Raw genomic sequence first — 18,463 nt, 5'->3', positions numbered from 1 at the left:
CGATGGCGGACGCTTTGGAACTGCAGGCACGTTCGCTGCTCACCGCAAAGGCGGTTCGCGCGCGCGCCGGGCAGATGCTCGAGCTCGGCCTCGCCGGTGCCTTGAGTCACTTCACGATCGATCTCGACCGCATGGACGGTATTGCGGAGGCCGTGCTCGGGGTGACGCGCAAGGCCTATCCGACGCTGGACATTCCCTTTCACGCGCGGTGGCGGCACTTCGTGCTCGGCGGCGTCGATCGCTGGGCGCGGCTTGCCGACGCTGCAACGTGGCCCGACCGCGCGGCGCGGGCGCGCGCGGAGTTCGACCTCGCCATCGTCAGCGTGCTGCTCGATGCCGGCGCAGGCGCGACGTGGCGATACCGCGACACGGTGGCGGGGCAAGACATCGGCCGATCCGAGGGCCTCGCGATCGCAAGCCTCGACATGTTCGCAAGCGGCCTCTTTGCGCGCGATGCCCGTACGCCGTTCAGGGTCGATGCGGACGTGCTCGCGCAATTGCCCCTCGCCGCGCTCACATCCGCCTTCCAGGTGACGAATGCAAATCCGCTGCTCGGCCTTGAGGGGCGCACGGATCTGTTACAGCGCCTGGGCCGGCTGGTGGCGGAGCGTGTGGAGGTCTTCGGCTTGCAAGATACGCCGCGGCCGGGCGGCTTGTTCGATCACATCGCGGCGCAGGCGACGGACGGGGCCATCGCGGCGCCCGCCATTCTCTCCGCGGTGTTGAACCAGCTCGGGCCGATCTGGCCGTCGCGACTCGCGCTTGCCGGAATTCCGCTCGGCGATTGCTGGCGCCATCCGGCCATCGAGACGGACGGCGCAACCACGGGCCTCGTTCCCCTGCACAAGCTGTCGCAATGGCTGAGCTACTCGCTGATCGAACCGCTGCAGCGCGCCGGGTTTGAGGTCACCGACATCGACGGGCTGACCGGGCTAGCCGAATACCGCAACGGCGGCCTGTTCGTCGATCATGAGGTGCTGCGCCTGCGCGACGCCGGCGATGCCGAGCGCGCGCATGCGGTGGACTCGCTGCTCGTCGTCGAGTGGCGCGCGCTGACTGTGGCGCTGCTCGATCTTTTGGCAGATCGCATCCGCGCCAGGCTCGGCCGCCCCCCGGAGTCGTTGCCGCTCGCCAGCATCCTGGAAGGCGGCACCTGGGCAGCGGGCCGGGCCATCGCCTTCGCGCGCCGCCCCGACGGCGCGCCGCCGCTCAAGGTGATCAGCGACGGCACGGTTTTCTAGTAACCCTCTCCCCTTGTCTTGTGGGAGGGGGTGGCTTCGCGAAAGCGAAGCCGGGTGAGGGGCCTGTCTCCGCGGGCGTCTCTCTCATTGGAGTTCGCGGACAGTACCCCTTATCCGGCGCGCTCAGGAACGCAATTGCGCTCCAAAGCGCGCCACCTTCTTCCACAAGGGGAGAAGGAAGAAAGCGCCAGCTCGTCGCGATTCAACCAGAGTGCATTTCGTCAGGAGCGTTACATGGAAGGCGTCACGATCGTCGATCATCCACTGGTGCAGCACAAGCTGACCCTGGTACGGGACAAATCCATCTCGACGAAATCGTTCCGGGAGCTGATCAAGGAGATCGGCATGCTGCTGTGCTACGAGGTGACGCGCGACCTGCCGCTCACCGACGTCGTGGTCGACACGCCGCTGGCGCGGATGCACTCGGCCAAGATCGCCGGCAAGAAGCTGGTGTTCGTGCCGATGCTGCGCGCCGGCACGACCTTCGTCGACGGCATGATGGATCTGGTGCCGACCGCGCGCGTCGCGCATATCGGGCTCTATCGCGAGCCACACAGTTTTACGGCGGTCGAGTATTTCTTCAAATCGCCGTCCGATCTCAGCGAGCGCCTCGCGATCGTCGTGACGTCGGTGGTCGCGACCGCCAACACGGCCGTCGCCGCGATCGACCGGCTGAAGGAGCGCGGTGCCAAGGATATTCGGCTCGCCTGCCTGATCGCTGCGCCCGAGGGACTCGAGCGGCTGCGCGGATTACACCCGGACGTGCCGATCTGGACGGCGGCGGTGGACGAAGGGCTCGACGAGAACGGCTTTATTCTGCCGGGCCTCGGCGACGCCGGCGATCGCGCTTACGGGACGCGATAGGCGGCAAGCTCAAATCTTCCCGCTGCCGCAAACCCCCTTCAGCGCCTCCCACTCCTTATCCGTCAACAGCGGCGGACCGCTTGCGGGGCGGTCTTCCCTCGTCATGCGGGCAAGGCGATCCTCGGTCAGCGGGTGGCTGGCGAGGATCGTCGTGAAACCAGAGCCGCCTTCCTTGCCGGTGATGCGAAACATCAGTTCGGCTGCGGGCTTGGGCGAGCGGCCGAGCGCGTGCATGATCTCGATCGCGAAGGTATCGGCATTGGTCTCGGCCTCGCGCGAATAGGAGGCTTCGACCACGCTGCGCGAGGCGAAGATCACGGCGCTCGAGCCGGTGACGTCGCCGAACAACAGGCCGATCAGGAACGAGGTGCCGCCGTTGTAGATCAGGCCGCGCATGTTGTCGTGATGCTTGAGATGGCCGAGCTCGTGGGCGAGGACACCGGCGAGCTCGTCGGGGTTTTCGGCCTTGTCGAGCAGGCCCTTCAACACGAACACCTTGCCGCCTGGCAGCGCAAACGCGTTCGGCACCGAGGTCGGCAGCACGCCCGCCGTCATGGAATCGTCGTCGAGGCCCGCGGCATCGCGCAGGCGATTGACGAGTTTCGTGAACGCGGCCTTGCCCGCGGGGTCTTCGCACACGCCGCGGCCGAAGATGGTTTTCATCTGGACTTCGGCGGCATCGCCGATGCGTCGTTCGACCGGCTTCGGCACCAGCGGCGCGAGACGGTCGGCGGCGAGCGGCACGCCGAACAACACGACGCAGAGGATGGAGACGGCGGCGGCCACCGACCAGCCGACGATCTTGGCAATCCCGCGGCGTGTGGTCTGGTGCTCGTCGAGGCGCGTGCAGCGGGCGGTCACCTCAGCGGCCAGCGCAGTGTCGCGGATTTCGAGCCGCGCCAGTGGCGGCGCGGTTGTGCAGGCAAGACGCAGGATGCCAGCAGGACTGTCGGCCCGGCGGATGTCGGCATAGGCCCAGCGAACGGGCGTTCCACCCTCTTCGAGGATCTCGAGCGCATCACCGAGCGTCAGCGTCACCTGCCGCCTGCGGCTCGACACGCCGTCGAAGAAGATCGTCGGCTTGGCGGACTGCGCTAAGGCCTCAGCGGACACGTCACTCACAGCTCAGAATCCCGCAACATCGAGCCCATCGGCGAAGCCTTCGCCGAGCGCACTGGCGAGCTCACCGCTGCCGCGCACGTCCGCGGCGGCTGCGATGTCATGCACCTCGACGGTTTCCAGCACCTTGGCCCACAGATCGCGCTGGAGATAGACCCGCATGACGATGTTAAGCGCGAGAGCAAGCGCGAAGTAACCGATAACCAACATGCAGAGAAGCGGAACGCTCCGCACGATCGCGTCGGGTCCAGCGATTGACACGCCGGCCGAAGCGACCAGTCCGGCCGCACCCGCGACGTAAAGCCCGAACAGAACGCTCAGCAGCATCCACCAGCCGACCACTTTCCAGTAGATTCCGTAGAACGCGTTGTGCGGCAAATCCGAGGACAGGCTCACGCCGCCGATGCGGATGCCGTCGAGCCACCAGCGCCATTCGCGTGCCTTGAACTCGGCATAGAAGAACGGCGCGAGCGGGAAGATCACGAGCGCCATCGGGCTCAGGAGCCACAGCCACCAGCCGCGCTTGAAGAACGCCCAGCCGTCGCCTTCGAAGTCGCCACGCAGATCTCCGTAATGGGTATGCTGCATCTTGTAGCGTTCGAGCGAAGCCGCGCGCCAGGGCAGCGCCAGGCCAAGGGTCAGGAACACCAGCAGGCCCCAGAGCATGGCGCGGAGCGAATAGGCCCAGCCCGATCCATCCATCCAGAAGCGCACGCCGCGCCAGACCGTGCGGGTCAGACGATAGCGTCGCGCGCGAAAAATCGCGAACTGGCCGAAGGCGTAGAAGCTGATGAAGAGCGGCGTCGAGGCAAAGCCCTGCCAGCGCTCGAACTCGATACCGACGAGGAAATAGGCGAGATAGATCGGCACCAGGATCGCGAGCGCGAACAGGAAGCCGATCAGGAGCTCCTTGCCGCGGCCGGTGTATTCGGCGGCATCGCCGTCGATCGCGGTGTGCGACCACAAATGACGGCGGATGTCGGTGACGAGCCAGAACCGGTAGAAGCCGAAGGTCACGAGCTCGAGCAGGGCGCCCTTGGTGACCATTTTGCGGAATTCGGAGCGGTTGCCCGTGAAATCGACCCGCGTGGGCGGCAGCGGCGGCGGGACCGGTTGGGGCGGCCCGACGGGGGCCCATTGCAAGTCGTTCACGGCGGCAACCTCGGGGTGCTGGCCTGTTGCGATCAAACTATAGATCAGAGGTTAGTCGATCCCCAAGATGGCCGGGTTCGATTTACCCCGATTCCGGTCGATTTCCTGCGCGACTCCCCACCAAACGACGTGCGCAGGATCACGTTGGTACACGAGCGTGACGGCCGTCCGGCACTCTCGCGAAGGTTGGATGTGGCAAAACTCTCCCTTGCCCCGACGCAGATAACAGGCTGTAATTGCAAATCAAATACCGCAGCGCAGAATTCAACGAGAACGCGCGGTTCACACCAGGGAGAACGGTCATGCATGGGACCATCGAGAGCGCGGAAAGGCTCGACACCTTGCGCGCGCGCGCATCGTCACTGCCGCTGGAGCAATTCGATCCGGGCGATCCCGAATTGTTCAGGACCGATACGTTCTGGCCCTATTTCGATCGCCTGCGCCGCGAAGATCCCGTGCATTACTGCAAGGACTCGATGTTCGGGCCGTACTGGTCGGTGACGCGGTACAACGACATCATGGAGATCGAGACCAACCATTCGGTGTTCTCCTCGGCCTCCTCGCTCGGCGGCATCACGATCCGCGACATCGATCCGGATCTGCGCCGCGAGAGCTTCATCTCGATGGACCCGCCGCGCCACGCCGCGCAGCGCAAGACCGTGGCGCCGATGTTCACGCCGACACATCTGGACAATCTCGCACTCAACATCCGCAAGCGGTCGGCCGAGTGCCTCGACAATTTGCCGCGCGGCGAGGTGTTCGACTGGGTCGACCGCGTCTCGATCGAGCTCACCACGCAGATGCTCGCGGTGCTGTTCGATTTCCCCTGGGAGGACCGCCGCAAGCTGACGCGCTGGTCGGATATCGCGACCACCATTCCCGGGCCCGACGGCCTCGTCGCCACCGAGGACGAACGGATGGCCGAGCTCGCGGAATGCGCGGCCTACTTTTCGCGGCTGTGGAAGGAGCGCACCGAGCAGCCGCCGAAGAGCGACCTGCTCTCCATGATGGCGCATGGCGCTGCGACGCGCGACATGGATGCAAAGAACTTCCTCGGCAATCTCATCCTTTTGATCGTCGGCGGCAATGACACCACCCGCAACACCATGTCAGGCTCGATCTACGCGCTGAGCCAGCATCCGGATCAATATCGCAAGCTGCGCGAAAACCCCGCGCTGCTCGACAGCTTCGTGCCGGAAGTGATCCGCTGGCAGACGCCGCTGGCACATATGCGGCGCACGGCGCTGTCCGACTTCGAGTTCCGGGGCAAGCAGATCAAGAAAGGTGACAAGGTCGTGATGTGGTACGTCTCGGGCAATCGCGACGAGGAGGCGATCGAGCAGCCGTACGATTTCATCATCGACCGCGCCCGCCCGCGCACGCACCTCTCCTTCGGCTTCGGCATCCACCGCTGCGTCGGCTTGCGGCTTGCCGAACTCCAGCTCAAGATTATCTGGGAAGAGATCCTGAAGCGATTCGACCAGATCGACGTGGTCGGCGAGCCCAAGCGGGTCTATTCGAGCTTCGTAAAGGGTTTGGAAACGCTGCCGGTCAAGATTGTGGCGTGAAACGACTTCCTCTCCCCGCTTGCGGGGAGAGGGTTGGGGTGAGGGGGGGGTCTCCACAGGGACGGTGAGAGCCGGTTCGCGGAGAGTTCCCCTCACCCGAAATTCAAGCTTCGCTCGAATTCCGGCTTCCCCCGCAAGCGAGGCGAGCGGCAAAACACTGGAGCCAATACATGAACATCCAAACGCCGGTTAAAGTGGACAAGGCCGAACGCATGAGCAGGGCCCGTGAAGAGGCGTATGCGACGCCGCTGGCGCAATTCCACCCCGGCGCGCCCAGGCTGTTCCAGGACGACACCTTGTGGCCGTGGTTCGAGCGGCTGCGCAAGGAAGAGCCGGTGCACTACTGCACCAACGCGCCGATCGAGCCCTACTGGTCGGTGGTGAAGTACAGCGACATCATGCATGTCGACACCAACCACGGCATCTTCTCCTCCGACTCGACGCTCGGCGGCATCTCGATCCGCGACGTGCCGGAAGGCTATGACTGGCCGAGCTTCATCGCCATGGACCAGCCGCGTCATTCGGCGCAGCGCAAGACGGTGTCGCCGATGTTCACGCCGGCGCATCTGGACGAGCTGGCCAAGCTGATCCGCCAGCGCTCGCAGACCGTGCTCGACAATCTGCCCCGCAACGAGACCTTCAACTTCGTCGAGCGCGTCTCGATCGAGCTGACGACGCAGATGCTCGCGACCCTGTTCGACTTCCCCTGGGAGGAGCGGCGCAAGCTGACGCGCTGGTCGGACGTCTCGACCGCGCTGCCCAAGAGCGGCATCGTCGCCTCCGCCGAGGAGCGCCGCCGCGAGATGGACGAGTGCTACGCCTATATGTCGAAGCTCTGGAACGAGCGCGTCAATTCCGCGCCGCGCAACGACCTGCTGTCGCTGATGGCCCATAACGACGCCACCCGCTTCATGGACCCCGACAATCTCATGGGCAACATCATCCTGCTCATCGTCGGCGGCAACGACACCACGCGCAACACCATGACCGGCTCGGTGCTGGCGCTGAACGAGAACCCGGACCAATACGAGATGCTGCGGAAGAACCCGGCGCTGATCGATTCCATGGTGCCGGAGGTGATCCGCTGGCAGACGCCGCTCGCGCATATGCGGCGGACCGCGCTTCAGGACACCGAGATCGGCGGCAAGCACATCAGGAAGGGCGACCGCGTCGTGATGTGGTACGTCTCGGGCAACCGCGACGAGGAGATGTTCGAGAAGCCGAACGAGTTCATCATCGACCGCCCGCGGCCGCGCACGCACCTCTCCTTCGGCTTCGGAATCCACCGCTGCGTCGGCATGCGCCTCGCCGAGCTGCAGCTCCGGATCGTCTGGGAAGAGATGCTGAAGCGGTTCGACCGGATCGAGGTGGTTGGCGAGCCAAAGCGGATCTATTCGAGCTTCATCAAGGGATATGAATCGCTGCCGGTGCGGATTCCGGGGTAGGCGCGCTCTACGGAGTACCTTGGGGCAAGCTGCCTCCCCAACCTCCGCTGTCATGCCCCGCGAACGCGGGGCATCCAGTACGCCGCGGCTTCTCGGCTCAAGCACTGTGCCCTCTGGAATACTGGATTGCCCGCCTTCGCGGGCAGCGACAGCGGTGAATGGGACAATGAACGTGCGCCCCTAACGCTCAGAAGCAGAGACCTCCCCAGCTATAAAAATCCGGCATGACAGCTCGCACGAGATGCGAAGGGTCGGCGGCGGGCTTGTGTCCTAAACCGCAGCCGGGACGTCGGTGTGCTCCCTCGCCCCGCTTGCGGGGAGAGGGTTGGGGTGAGGGGGAGCCTCCGCGAGGACGGTGATAGTTAGACTCGCGGAGGCTCCCCCTCACCCGGCTCGCTTTGCGAGCCGACCTCTCCCCGCAAGCGGGGCGAGGTGACAATCAGCCGCCGCGCGTCGCGACGAACACCGCGATCGCAGCGAAAATCGCGGCGATGCCCCACAGCACATAGGCGATGCGCCCGTCACCGCGGGCATCAAGCGTCGCTTCGGCCGGGTTGTCGGGATTGACGCGGACCTCAACGGTCGCGCCGTCCTGATAGCGCGACATCAGCTTCTTCGCCATCTTGTCGGACGTGGCCGGCGAACCGGCAGCGACGCGCGCCCATTCATTGGTGTAGCTGACGTTCCGATAGCGGTAGGTGTAGGTCACCCGATTGCCGAACATCTCGCTGCCGCGCGCCTCGCCAGGCTCGCTGGCCTCGTGATATTCCTCGATTCCCGACAGCTTGATCGTGCCCGGCACGACCGGCCAGCGCGTCGCCATCGAGGCCTGCCGCTGCACGGCAAATCCCATCAGCGCGACGGCGAGACCGAACGCTCCGAAGCCGACGACGAGGCCAGCGAGGTCGGGCCGCGCAATGTGATGTGCGAGGTAGGCATAGCTCTGGTTGAGCCCGAAGGCCGAGCCGAACACGATAGCAAGGACGACCAAAGTGCCGATGCCGAGGCAGCCCCACAGGCCTTTGGGCAGATCGCGCTCGAGCACGGCCTGATCGGGATGGCGCGGATTGTAGTAGACGGTGACAATGCTGCCGGCGGGATATTTCGCGAGCTTCACGGCGACCTGGAAGTTGCCGAGGTCCTCGCCGATCGAGATGCGGTCGTTGCGCAGCTTGCGGCCGCCGACCGCGTATTCGTAGGTCACGTTCGCGAAATTGCGGCTTTCGAGGCGATGGCCCTCCTCGCGGTCATCGTCGGACACCCGGACCTCGCGAACCTCTGCAACCGAGCGGACGACCCTCCCCGGGGTCTGCGGCCAGCTTCGCGCCTCGCGCGCCTGCCAGGTCTTGACGACAGCGGCAACCAGGAAGAGTCCGAGCGGTGCGAGCAGCATCGCATAGACAGACCAGGGCAGATCGGGCACGGCCAAATTCCTTCGTCAGCGGCAATGCCCGATTGGACGCATCGCCGCCGCGAAGGGTTCAAGCCCGACACGGTTCGAGGGACGTTATTTCGCCCGGGTCAGGGCCAGCCAGATGCCGCCGCCGATCATGAAGCCGCCGGAGATGCGCGACATCAGCCGCGTGCGGCGGGCCGAGAAGAATTTCCGGGCGCGCCCGGCCGCGATGGCGTACAGCGCATCCGTCATCACCGCGGTTACCATGAAGGTGGCGCCCAGCAGCGCGACCTGCGGGAAATGAGCGCGGTTCATGTCCATGAACTGCGGGATGAAGGCGCCGAAGAAGATCAGCACCTTCGGGTTCGATAGCAGCACCAGGAAGCCTTGCAGGAAGAATCCGCCGCGCGGCGGCGCCGGCGGCTCGTCGACATTGAGGCCTTCGATCGGCGCCCAGATCAGCTTGACGCCGAGCCAGATCAGATAGGCGGCGCCCGCAAAGCGCACCCAGTCGAACCAGTAACCCATGGTCGCCATCAGCGAGGTCAGGCCAACCGCGACGACGCCGATGACGATGGCAAGGCCCGCCTGCGCGCCCGCGACATTGGTCAGCGCGGCGCGCGTGCCATGGCGCAGGCCGTTGGCGATGACGAGGGTGACGATCGGCCCCGGCAGCAGCGCCAGCGCGATGCAGGCGGCGACGAAGGCGAGGTAGGCTTGCATGGACATCATCGGGAGGACTCGCTGAAGGCGGTTTGGCACATTAATGCATGGCGAGAGCCGGAACGGAAGACGTAACGATACGGCGCTCGCGAGCCTCAAACACCGGTGTCATACCCCGCGAAGGCGGGTATCCAGTACGCTGCGGCTTCTCCGTACCCACAACCGTCTCGGAGTACTGGATCACCCGCTCCAGTGCGCAAGTGCGCACAAGGCGGGTGATGACCGCAGTGGGCGCGGAAAGTGCGCTAGCCCCTCACCTTCCGTCCAGCGCCGCCGTCACCCATATCTTCATCTCCTGGGTTTCCAGGAACGCGAGCGCCGCGCGCTGTACAGCGCTTGCGTCTCCACGCCCCCGCACCGCCGCAACGAAGAGATCGCAGCGGCGTGAGACGGCAACGCCGATCGCGGCGTGACGGGCGCCGTCAGGCATGTCGAGATCATAGCGCCTCGCGCGGCCGCGCATGTCTCCGATGCTCACTTCCTCACCCAGTGCCATCGCCGAAAAGCGCGGGCTGATCAGATCGACGTCAGCAACGCGATCCACCTCATCGTCATCGGCAACGCCGCGATCACAATTGCAGAAGCTGCGCTTGGCGCGCACGTAGAGCTCGGCGCCGGTGCAGGCGCCATCGCAACGAAATGCGCGCCCCATCGGCCAGCCGTCGCGCGGGAACGGCCATGCGATCTCCCGCCAATGCGCGGTCTGCTCCACTGGAGCCGGCGCAAGCTGATAGGCGCCGACACCGGACGCACCGAGCGCGATCGCCGCAAGCGCTATCGTCGCCCCGCGCCGCATCGTCAGTTCTTCGGCAGGCCGGCGACGGCGCGCGCGGGCCCGGTCAGTTCGAGAATATGCAGGCCGGTATTGGCGCGATCGACGATGTAGATGTACCCGCGATCATCCGTCTCGACATTGTTGGTCTGGATCGCAACCTTGCAGCGCGCGCCACCCTCGATCGGAATGCACCGCTTGTCCGTCGCGCTCGTGATCGACGGAATGAAGTAGCCGACTTCCTTGGGATGATAGGGATCGCGGATGTCGAGCGCGCGCACACCGGCATTGAAGAAGGCGATAAAGGCCATCTTCTTGTAGTAGACCGGCGCCATGCTCTCGTTCGAGGAATGCGAGCCGAACCGGCCGCCGCGCTGGCAGAACTGTCCGCTCGCCTCTGGCACGGTGTAGCTCGAGATCATCATCGGCCGCGTCTCGGTCGTGACGTCGGCGAACCACACCATCTGCCTTGCCTCACTGCATTCGTTGAGAATCGCCTCGTCCACGATCATCACGATGTCGCGCGTCTTGCCGTCCTTGTCCTCGGCGAATTCAGCGACGGGCATGTCGAGCATCGGAAACGTCGTGTGCGCGCCGTTGAAGGCGGACATCGGAAGGCGCGAAATCTCTGGATAGCGCAGATTGTCCGGTGTCGGCTCCTTCGGCCCGGTCAACAGCTTTTCGCGATCAACGATCTGCAGGATGCCGCCCTTGTTGGTGCCATAGCCGAAATAGACGCGGTTGCCATTCGGTCCGGTCGAGATCGGGCCGTGCAGCTCGGTCGGCACCGCGCCGGTCGATCCAGGCTCCTGGCCGGGCAGACCGAAGTCGCGGATTTTTTGCGGATGCGCGGGATCACCGAGATCGTAGACCTGCGTCATGCGCCGCGTGCGCCAGTCGGGCGCGCCGGAAACGAGATAAGCAATGCCGGTGTCGCACTCCCACCAGCTCTTGTGCGTGTCCTTCAGGCCGCCGATGCGCGTGACGAGCACGGGGCTGGCGGGATCGGCGACGTTCCAGATCTCATGCGCCTCGCTGCCGAAGGTGCGCAGCATGTAGACCGCGTTGGGGTCGCCCTTCGGCAACGACTTGCCATCGCAGACGCGCACCATCTGCGCGCCGCCGGATTCATACTTGCCTTCCTGTCCCGGCAGATGCCGCAGATATTTTGGATGCGAGGGATCAGTGACGTCGACGATCGACGTTCCATTCGGCTCCGCCTGGCCGGTCATGGGATTGACGGGACTGGGCACGTCATCGGTGCCGCCGTGGTGGCCGATATAGGCGATCCAGCGGTCGCCCTGGTGCTGGATGGTCGGCTGATAGGCGCTACGCGCTTGCAGATCATTTGTGCCGACCAGCTTCATGTTTGAGGCTTCCGGCGGCGCGCCGATCACCTGCTGCTTCTGGGCCTGGGCGGCGGTGCTGCAAGCAAAAATGACGAGGCAGGCAGCAAAGTGAACACGGCTGATCATCGATCCTCCCGGAACCAATCTGCGTTGGCTGAACTTCAAGGCTAGCACAACCGCTTGCGGGCCACCAAAACACGATTTGGCGGCCGGTCAATTCCGGGGCGCACGAAGTGCGAACTATGGTGCACAGTTGCGCACCTGAGAAATCTCGAGATTCCGGATAACCGCTGCGCGGTTTCGGAATGACGTCGCACTTGACATGCAACTATTTGGTTGCATATTATCCCTGCCATGGATGAGGTCTTCAAAGCGCTCGCCGACGCGTCACGACGGTCGCTGCTGGACAGGCTTCATGCCAAAAACGGCCAGACGTTGAACGAACTCTGCGAAGGCCTCGCGATGACGCGGCAGGCAGTGACGAAGCACCTTGTCATTCTGGAAGAAGCCAACCTGGTCACCACCATCAGGCACGGCCGCGAGAAGCTGCACTATCTGAACCCGGTACCGATCCATCAGATCGGCGAACGCTGGATCAAGAAATTCGAGCGCGGCAAGCTCGCTGCGCTCAGCGAATTGAAACGCCAGTTGGAGATGCGCGATGAGTAAGCCGAGCTACGTCTACGTGACCTACATCGAGACGACACCCGAGGCGCTGTGGCAGGCCTTGACCGATGGCGATTTCACCGAGCGTTACTGGTTCGGCCATCGCATCACCTCCGACTGGAAGCAAGGCGCGCCCTACAGGCTCACCAATAACGGCAATCCGAAGGTGGAGGGCGAGGTCATCACCTTCGATCCGATGCAACGGCTCGCGTACAGCTGGCACAATCGCAAGCCTGAAGCTGCGGGTGAAGGAACTTCGCGCGTCACCTTCGATCTCGAACCACGCGGCAAAGTCGTCAAGCTGACGGTCACGCATGACGAGCTTGGCGAGGACGGCAAGGCGCTGCGCGACATCTCCGGCGGCTGGCCGATGGTGCTGTCCAACCTCAAGAGCATGCTCGAGACCGGCCATACGATCGAAATCGTCCCCCCGAGCTGCGCGAAGGATGCGGCGTGATGGCCCGGCCCGAATTCGTCTACGTCACCTATATCGAGACCACGCCGGAAAAACTGTGGGACGCGCTGACCAATAGCGAGTTCACGAAGCAATACTGGTTCGGCGCCGAGGTCCGGTCAGACTGGAAGGTCGGCTCCCCCTTCGCGCTCCTGCTGGACGGCGAGACTACCGATTCCGGAGAGATTTTGGAGGCCGATCCGCCGCGGCGGCTGTCCTACAGCTTCAAGCACCAGAAGTTCGAAGAGCTGCGCGGCGAACCGATTTCGCGGGTGACCTTCACCATCGAACCGTTCGGCGCACTCGTGCGTTTAACCGTGCTGCATGATGGCTTCGTCGAGGGCGGCAAATATCTTGGCGCCGTCTCCAATGGCTGGCCGGCGATCCTGTCCGGGCTCAAGAGCCTGCTGGAAAGAGGCAAGGTGCTCGCCATTCCGCGCGCAGCCCTCAACAAGGGATTCGACGCAAAATGAACCTCGATCAGTTCAAGCCACTGACGGTTTACACCATCTACATCGCTTCGACGCCGGAGAAGGTGTGGGAGGCGCTGACCTCGGCCGAGTTCAGCCGCAAATACTTCTCTGGTTTTGCGGTGGAGATGCAGCCAAAGCTCGGCGGTACCTTCATCGTGCGCGCACCCGATGGTTCGGAGCACATTTCCGGCGAGGTCTTCGAATACGATCCGCCGAAGAAGCTGACGGTGAGCTGGAACGTCAACTGGCCGGATCTCGTCGAAAAGCTCGGCAGCACGCTCGTCACCTACGAGATCGAGCCTGCCGGCGAAGCCGTCCGCCTCACCATGAGCGAGCGACACGACCGCCCCCCTCAGCGACGACATCCTCTCCGGCGGCCGCACCGGCTGGCCGGCGATCCTGTCGGGGCTGAAGAGCCTGCTGGAGACGGGCAAGGCGCCGCAAATCAAGATGTCGCCGCCCATGAAAATGCTCGAAGCATTGAAGGCGATGGGGATCAAGACGCCGTAGCACTCTGTCGTCCCGGGGCGCGCGAAGCGCGAGCCCGGGACCCATAACCACAGGATAGGGTTTGGCGAAGACCCGTGGTTACCAGTTCAGCGTCACAACTTCTCCCCCGCCTTCGCGGGGGCGACGCCCTTACACCGGCACCACCAGCCGCCGATAGAGATGCCAGGTCGCATGCCCGAGCACGGGCAGCGTCACGATCAGCCCGAGAAAGTAAGGCAGCGCCGAGACGATCAGCAGCATCGCGATCACGGCCACCCAGCCAATCATCGGCAGCGGACTCGTCACCACCGCCCGCACGCTCGTCACCATGGCGGTGACGAAATCGACCTCGCGATCGAGCAGTAGCGGAAACGACACCACGGTCAGCGAGAACAGGATCAGCGACAGCACGGCCCCGACGACGTTGCCGATCGCAAGGAACAGCAAGCCCTCGCTGGTGGTCAGAACCACCGTCATGAATTCCTGAAGGCTCGAGAACGAGGCGTGCAGCCCGAGCAGCAGCGCGATCAGGAGCCGTACCTGGTACATCCAGATCACGAACACGAACAACGTGACGAACGCCATCCAGCCGATCTCGCTGCGCGAGCGTATCGCGGACCAGATCGCGCCGAAGGAGACCGGCTCACCGCGCTCGCGGCGGCGGCTGATCTCGTAAAGGCCGATTGCAACGAAAGGGCCGATCAGCGCGAAGCCCGCGGCCAAGGGATAGACGAGATAGACCATGCCGAAGGCGGTGAGGCACAGCATGATGACGATGCCGCCGGCGGCGTAGAGCGCGCCGAAGCACAGCCCGTAGAGCGGCAGCGCCTGGAAATCACGCAGGCCCTCGGCCAGCGCCTCGGCGATATCCGTCGCCGCAACGGGGCGCACCACCGGATCGACCTTGCCCGAGATGGACATCAGCTTCCTCCCTTACGCGATCTTCGTCGCGATGTTGTTGGGGCCGATGTTAGCGTGAGAGGGCGCGGCTTGCACGTGTAAGGTAGGCGGCGAGTGGTCGAGTAATACCGCGATGTGTCTTCTTCCTTCTCCCCTTGTGGGAGAAGGTGGCGCGAAGCGCCGGATGAGGGGTTCTATCCGCGAGCTCATATGCGGAGACATACCCCTCACCCGTCTCGCCGCTCTCGCGGCGAGCCACCCTCTCCCACAAGGGGACCCACAAGGGGAGAGGGTGAAGAGCCCTACCCCCTCGCGCGCAGCTCGCGCCGCAGCACCTTGCCGGTCGCCGTCATCGGCAGCGTCTCGGCGAACTCGACGAAGCGCGGATATTCGTGGGCGGCGAGTTGCGCCTTGACGAACTCCTGGAGCTCGCGCGCCAGCGTGTCGCTCGCCGCAAAGCCCGGACGCAGCACGATCCAGGCCTTGATCGACTCGGTGCGGATCGGATCGGGAATGCCGACCACGGCCGCCATCGCCACCGATGGATGCTTCATCAGCGTGTGCTCGATCTCGGACGGGCCGACGCGATAGCCGGCCGTGGTGATGACGTCGTCCTCGCGGCTGACGTACCAGAAATAGCCGTCCTCATCCTGCACGCCGAGATCGCCGGTGAGCAGAAATTCGCCGGCATATTTCTTCGCCGTCGCCTCCGGATTGCGCCAGTACTCGATCATCGTGCACGGGCACGGCTGGCGCACGCCGATGATGCCGCGCTGGCCGCGTGGCTGCTCCTCGCCCTTGTCGTTGACGATGCGGACGTCGAAGCCGGGCGTCGCCTTGCCCATCGAGCCCGGGCGGATCGGAAACAGGTTCGAGTTGCTGCCGATCACGAGATTGCACTCGGTCTGGCCGAACACCTCATGCGCGTCGATGCCGAAGGTCTCGCGCACCCAGCCCAGCAGCTCGCCGCCGAGCGACTCACCGCCGGTAAAGATGCTGCGCAGCTTGACGCCGGAATGCTTCACGCCGGCCTGCCGCATCAGCTTCAGCGCGGTCGGCGGGAGGAAGACGTTGCGGACGCCTAGGTCGGCCATCATCTGCATCGCCGCCTGCGGCTCGAACTTTCGCGCACGATGGCCGACCAGGGGGATGCCGTGATACCAGAATGCGAACAGGCCGTTGACGAGACCTCCGATCCAGGCCCAGTCCGCCGGCGTCCACATCAGATCGCCCGGACGCGGCAGGAAGTTGTGACACATCTCGACGTTCGGGAGATGACCAAGCACGACGCGGTGCGCATGCAGCGCGCCCTTTGGATTGCCTGTCGTGCCTGAGGTGTAGATGATCAGCGCGGGATCGTCGGCGGAGGTATCGACGGTCGCAAAGTCCTCAGACGCAGTTTCGATCGCTGACCAGAACGGCTTTGCGCCGGCGTGGACGGCGCCGCTCGTGACATAGATGTCCTGCAAATAGGGCAACCGATCGCGGATCTTCGTCAGCTTCTCCCAGCCGGCCTCGTCGGTGATGATGGCCCTGGCTTGCGAATTCGACAGGCGGAATTCCAGCGCGTCCTCTCCGAACAGCGCAAACAGCGGGATCGAGATCAGCCCGGCGCGGAACGCCGCCATATGCGCGATCGGCAGTTCCAGCGATTGCGACAGGAACACCGCGACGCGATCGCCGCGCGAGAGCCCGTCCGCCTTCAGCACGTTGGCGAAGCGGCGCGACATGTCCGCGACCTCGTCGAAGGAGGTGCGGGTGGTTTCGCCGTTCTCGTCAACATAGACCAGCGCGAGGCGGCCGGTGCCGTCGGCATGGCGGTCGCAGCACGCCTCCGCCATGTTGAAGCGCGTCGGGACGTCCCAGCGGAAGTTGCGGTAGAGCTCGTCGTAGGTCTTGGCTTCGGTCAGCATGGGCTTGGTCGTCTTCCCGGTGTCTTGTTGTTAGTGCCCAGTCTAGAGCCGCGATCGCGCGGGACAAGCCCCGCGGCGTCATTCCGGGGCGACGCGCCAGCGTCGAACTATGATGCGCAGTTGCGCATCTGAGAATCCATTGCGCGGCGTTTGCTGCGGCCCGATGGATTCCGGGTTCGCCCTGCGGGCGCCCCGGAATGACAGTGGAGGCTCACCGCACCGTCCGGAAAAACTTCCTAACATCGCGCACGAACAGCTCTGGCTGCTCGAATGCAGCGAAATGTCCGCCCTTCTCCATCTCGCTCCAGTGCGTGATGTCCTGGAAATTCGGCTCCATCCAGCGCCGCACCGGCGTGATGATCTCCTTCGGGAACACGGCGACACCTGTCGGCACGCCGACCTTGGGCGTGGTCCGGCGCTTGCCAAAACTCTCCCAATAGAGCCGCGCGGAGGAAGTCGCCGTCTCCGTCACCCAGTAGAGCATGACGTTGTCGAGCAGCTCGTCCTTCTCGAAGATGTTCTCGGGATGGCCGTTGCAATCGGTCCAGGCCCAGAATTTCTCCAGGATCCAGGCCGCCTGCCCGCTCGGCGAATCCGTCAGGCCATAGCCGAGCGTTTGCGGCCTCGTCGATTGCTGCTTCGAGTAACCGGAGTCGAGATCGACGTAATGCTTGAGGCCGGCGAGTGCGCGCTTCTCCTCCGGCGTCGGCTCGCCCTCGAGCTTCGGCGCCGCGTTAAAGGCGAGCGTGATGTGGATGCCGGCGCAATGCTCCGCGTCCTGCGCGCCGAGCGAAGTCGTTACCGCAGAACCCCAGTCGCCGCCTTGCGCGCCGTAGCTGATATAGCCGAGCCGATCCATCAGCTTCGCCCAGGTCGCAGCGATGCGGTCGACGCCCCAGCCGGTGGTCCTGGGCTTGGCGGAAAAGCCAAAGCCCGGCAGGGACGGACAGACAACGTGGAAAGCATCGGCGGGATTGCCGCCATGCGCGGCGGGATCGACCAGCGGTGCGATGACCTTCTGGAATTCCACGATCGAGCCGGGCCAGCCATGGGTGATGATCAGCGGCAGCGCTGACGGCTCCTTCGAGCGCACATGCAGGAAGTGGATGTCGAGCCCGTCGATCTCGGTGGTGAACTGGTCGAAGCGATTGAGCTTCGCCTCGCGCGCCCGCCAGTCGTAGCCGTTCGCCCAGTAGGTGCAGATCTCCTGGATCCACTTCAGCGGGGCGCCCTGGCTCCAGTCGTCGACCAGCTCCGCCTCCGGCCAGCGCGTGCGTGCCACGCGCGATTTCAGGTCGGTGAGAATGTCGTCGCTGACAGCGATGCGAAACGGTTTGATCGCGGCGGTCATCGGTTGCCTCCCTGTGTGTTCTTCGTCATTCCGGGGCGCGCGAAGCGCGAGCCCGGAATCCATTGAGCAACGGATTCAGCAGCGCGATGGATTCCGGGGGTCGACGCTGACGCGTCGCCCCGGAATGACAACTCAGCCCGACAGCGCCGCCTTCACGAGACCAGAAGCCTTGCCGAAATCCATCTGGCCAGCGTACTTCGCCCTCAAGACGGCGATCACCTTGCCCATGTCCTTCATGCCGGCCGCGCCCGTCTCGCCGATCGCGTCCGAGATCGCCTTCTTCACCTCGTCGTCCGACATCTGCTTCGGCAAATATGCCGAGATCACTGCGATCTCCTCGCGCTCCTGGGCGGCGAGCTCGGCTCGGCCGCCCTTGTCGTAGAGCTCGACCGCTTCCTGGCGCTGCTTGATCATCTTCTGGAGCACGGCGAGCAGATCGGCGTCCGACAGCGGCGGCTTGCCATTGCCGCGCGCTTCGATGTCCGCGTTCTTGATGGTCGAGTTGACCATGCGCAGCGTGGTGAGCTTGCGCTCGTCCTTGGCCTTCATGGCCTCCTTGACCGCATTGTTGATGTCGTCGCGCAACAT

17 protein-coding genes and 1 pseudogene are annotated in these 18,463 nt (G+C 64.5%); 8 read left to right on the top strand and 10 right to left on the bottom strand.

Annotated elements, in window-relative coordinates; all coding sequences use genetic code 11:
* The first annotated feature begins 2 nt into the window (after positions 1 to 2).
* On the top strand, positions 3 to 1,241 hold the full coding sequence (locus AC630_RS03820) for a URC4/urg3 family protein (RefSeq protein ID WP_074117144.1): 1,239 nt from the start codon (positions 3 to 5) through the stop codon (positions 1,239 to 1,241).
* A 234-nt stretch (positions 1,242 to 1,475) separates the two neighbouring features.
* Positions 1,476 to 2,105, top strand: a complete 630-nt coding sequence (gene upp, locus AC630_RS03815; RefSeq protein ID WP_074117143.1) for a uracil phosphoribosyltransferase — start codon at positions 1,476 to 1,478, stop codon at positions 2,103 to 2,105.
* 9 nt (positions 2,106 to 2,114) lie between these two features.
* Here upp and AC630_RS03810 read toward each other — a convergent pair whose 3' ends face one another.
* Positions 2,115 to 3,227: a M48 family metallopeptidase gene (locus AC630_RS03810; RefSeq protein ID WP_074117142.1), complete on the bottom strand. Its 1,113-nt coding sequence runs from the start codon at positions 3,225 to 3,227 to the stop codon at positions 2,115 to 2,117.
* Positions 3,228 to 3,230: 3 nt separating this feature from the next.
* The gene (locus AC630_RS03805; protein ID WP_074117177.1) at positions 3,231 to 4,376 is read right to left on the bottom strand and encodes a YjgN family protein; all 1,146 of its coding nucleotides are present in this window, start codon (positions 4,374 to 4,376) and stop codon (positions 3,231 to 3,233) included.
* 302 nt (positions 4,377 to 4,678) lie between these two features.
* On the opposite strand from AC630_RS03805, the gene AC630_RS03800 reads away from it, so the two are divergent.
* Positions 4,679 to 5,944 carry a cytochrome P450 gene (locus AC630_RS03800; protein WP_074117141.1) on the top strand — a complete coding sequence of 422 codons (1,266 nt, stop codon included), beginning with the start codon at positions 4,679 to 4,681 and terminating at the stop codon, positions 5,942 to 5,944.
* Between the two features lie 170 nt (positions 5,945 to 6,114).
* Positions 6,115 to 7,389, top strand: a complete 1,275-nt coding sequence (locus tag AC630_RS03795) for a cytochrome P450 (protein ID WP_074117140.1) — start codon at positions 6,115 to 6,117, stop codon at positions 7,387 to 7,389.
* Between the two features lie 439 nt (positions 7,390 to 7,828).
* On the opposite strand, the gene AC630_RS03790 is transcribed toward AC630_RS03795, so the two are convergent.
* From AC630_RS03790 to AC630_RS03775, 4 genes are all read right to left on the bottom strand, one after another.
* The gene (locus AC630_RS03790; protein ID WP_083636115.1) at positions 7,829 to 8,812 is read right to left on the bottom strand and encodes a DUF3592 domain-containing protein; all 984 of its coding nucleotides are present in this window, start codon (positions 8,810 to 8,812) and stop codon (positions 7,829 to 7,831) included.
* Between the two features lie 84 nt (positions 8,813 to 8,896).
* Complete coding sequence (locus AC630_RS03785; RefSeq protein ID WP_083636114.1) at positions 8,897 to 9,517, bottom strand: LysE family translocator; 621 nt, start codon at positions 9,515 to 9,517, stop codon at positions 8,897 to 8,899.
* A gap of 244 nt (positions 9,518 to 9,761) precedes the next feature.
* Positions 9,762 to 10,304: a hypothetical protein gene (locus tag AC630_RS03780; protein WP_074117139.1), complete on the bottom strand. Its 543-nt coding sequence runs from the start codon at positions 10,302 to 10,304 to the stop codon at positions 9,762 to 9,764.
* A 2-nt stretch (positions 10,305 to 10,306) separates the two neighbouring features.
* Positions 10,307 to 11,755: an LVIVD repeat-containing protein gene (locus AC630_RS03775; RefSeq protein ID WP_074117138.1), complete on the bottom strand. Its 1,449-nt coding sequence runs from the start codon at positions 11,753 to 11,755 to the stop codon at positions 10,307 to 10,309.
* 228 nt (positions 11,756 to 11,983) lie between these two features.
* On the opposite strand from AC630_RS03775, the gene AC630_RS03770 reads away from it, so the two are divergent.
* The 4 genes and pseudogenes from AC630_RS03770 to AC630_RS03755 all read left to right on the top strand — a co-directional run bounded on the left by AC630_RS03770 (position 11,984) and on the right by AC630_RS03755 (position 13,732).
* Positions 11,984 to 12,298: an ArsR/SmtB family transcription factor gene (locus tag AC630_RS03770; protein WP_074117137.1), complete on the top strand. Its 315-nt coding sequence runs from the start codon at positions 11,984 to 11,986 to the stop codon at positions 12,296 to 12,298.
* Positions 12,291 to 12,752 (top strand): SRPBCC family protein, encoded by a 462-nt coding sequence (locus AC630_RS03765; protein WP_074117136.1) that lies wholly within the window; start codon positions 12,291 to 12,293, stop codon positions 12,750 to 12,752. Before AC630_RS03770 ends, AC630_RS03765 begins: the two co-directional genes overlap by 8 nt.
* Positions 12,752 to 13,222, top strand: coding sequence for an SRPBCC family protein (locus tag AC630_RS03760; protein WP_074117135.1), 471 nt, complete (start codon positions 12,752 to 12,754; stop codon positions 13,220 to 13,222). The genes AC630_RS03765 and AC630_RS03760 overlap by 1 nt, the downstream gene beginning before the upstream one ends.
* Positions 13,219 to 13,732 (top strand): annotated as a pseudogene (locus AC630_RS03755) (SRPBCC family protein). Before AC630_RS03760 ends, AC630_RS03755 begins: the two are co-directional and overlap by 4 nt.
* A gap of 129 nt (positions 13,733 to 13,861) precedes the next feature.
* Here AC630_RS03755 and AC630_RS03750 read toward each other — a convergent pair.
* From AC630_RS03750 to AC630_RS03735, 4 genes are all read right to left on the bottom strand, one after another.
* Complete coding sequence (locus tag AC630_RS03750; RefSeq protein ID WP_074117134.1) at positions 13,862 to 14,632, bottom strand: DUF2189 domain-containing protein; 771 nt, start codon at positions 14,630 to 14,632, stop codon at positions 13,862 to 13,864.
* A gap of 281 nt (positions 14,633 to 14,913) precedes the next feature.
* On the bottom strand, positions 14,914 to 16,524 hold the full coding sequence (locus AC630_RS03745) for an acyl-CoA synthetase (RefSeq protein WP_074117133.1): 1,611 nt from the start codon (positions 16,522 to 16,524) through the stop codon (positions 14,914 to 14,916).
* A 211-nt stretch (positions 16,525 to 16,735) separates the two neighbouring features.
* Entirely contained in the window at positions 16,736 to 17,875 is a 1,140-nt protein-coding gene (locus tag AC630_RS03740) for an epoxide hydrolase family protein (protein ID WP_074117132.1), read from the bottom strand.
* 132 nt (positions 17,876 to 18,007) lie between these two features.
* The gene (locus tag AC630_RS03735) at positions 18,008 to 18,463 is read right to left on the bottom strand and encodes a GatB/YqeY domain-containing protein (protein WP_074117131.1); all 456 of its coding nucleotides are present in this window, start codon (positions 18,461 to 18,463) and stop codon (positions 18,008 to 18,010) included.

The sequence above is a fragment of the Bradyrhizobium sp. AS23.2 genome, assembly GCF_001908185.1.
Classification (GTDB): domain Bacteria; phylum Pseudomonadota; class Alphaproteobacteria; order Rhizobiales; family Xanthobacteraceae; genus Bradyrhizobium.
This window is presented reverse-complemented; position numbering and strand designations above follow the sequence as displayed.

Excerpts from the sequence above, each read along its gene's own strand:
- AC630_RS03820 (WP_074117144.1), top strand. The coding sequence starts at position 3 with ATGGCGGACGCTTTGGAACTGCAGGCACGTTCGCTGCTCACCGCAAAG.
- upp (WP_074117143.1), top strand. The coding sequence starts at position 1,476 with ATGGAAGGCGTCACGATCGTCGATCATCCACTGGTGCAGCACAAGCTG.
- AC630_RS03800 (WP_074117141.1), top strand. The coding sequence starts at position 4,679 with ATGCATGGGACCATCGAGAGCGCGGAAAGGCTCGACACCTTGCGCGCG.
- AC630_RS03795 (WP_074117140.1), top strand. The coding sequence starts at position 6,115 with ATGAACATCCAAACGCCGGTTAAAGTGGACAAGGCCGAACGCATGAGC.
- AC630_RS03785 (WP_083636114.1), bottom strand. The coding sequence starts at position 9,517 with ATGATGTCCATGCAAGCCTACCTCGCCTTCGTCGCCGCCTGCATCGCG.
- AC630_RS03780 (WP_074117139.1), bottom strand. The coding sequence starts at position 10,304 with ATGCGGCGCGGGGCGACGATAGCGCTTGCGGCGATCGCGCTCGGTGCG.
- AC630_RS03775 (WP_074117138.1), bottom strand. The coding sequence starts at position 11,755 with ATGATCAGCCGTGTTCACTTTGCTGCCTGCCTCGTCATTTTTGCTTGC.
- AC630_RS03770 (WP_074117137.1), top strand. The coding sequence starts at position 11,984 with ATGGATGAGGTCTTCAAAGCGCTCGCCGACGCGTCACGACGGTCGCTG.
- AC630_RS03765 (WP_074117136.1), top strand. The coding sequence starts at position 12,291 with ATGAGTAAGCCGAGCTACGTCTACGTGACCTACATCGAGACGACACCC.
- AC630_RS03760 (WP_074117135.1), top strand. The coding sequence starts at position 12,752 with ATGGCCCGGCCCGAATTCGTCTACGTCACCTATATCGAGACCACGCCG.
- AC630_RS03750 (WP_074117134.1), bottom strand. The coding sequence starts at position 14,632 with ATGTCCATCTCGGGCAAGGTCGATCCGGTGGTGCGCCCCGTTGCGGCG.
- AC630_RS03745 (WP_074117133.1), bottom strand. The coding sequence starts at position 16,524 with ATGCTGACCGAAGCCAAGACCTACGACGAGCTCTACCGCAACTTCCGC.
- AC630_RS03740 (WP_074117132.1), bottom strand. The coding sequence starts at position 17,875 with ATGACCGCCGCGATCAAACCGTTTCGCATCGCTGTCAGCGACGACATT.
- AC630_RS03735 (WP_074117131.1), bottom strand. The coding sequence starts at position 18,463 with ATGTTGCGCGACGACATCAACAATGCGGTCAAGGAGGCCATGAAGGCC.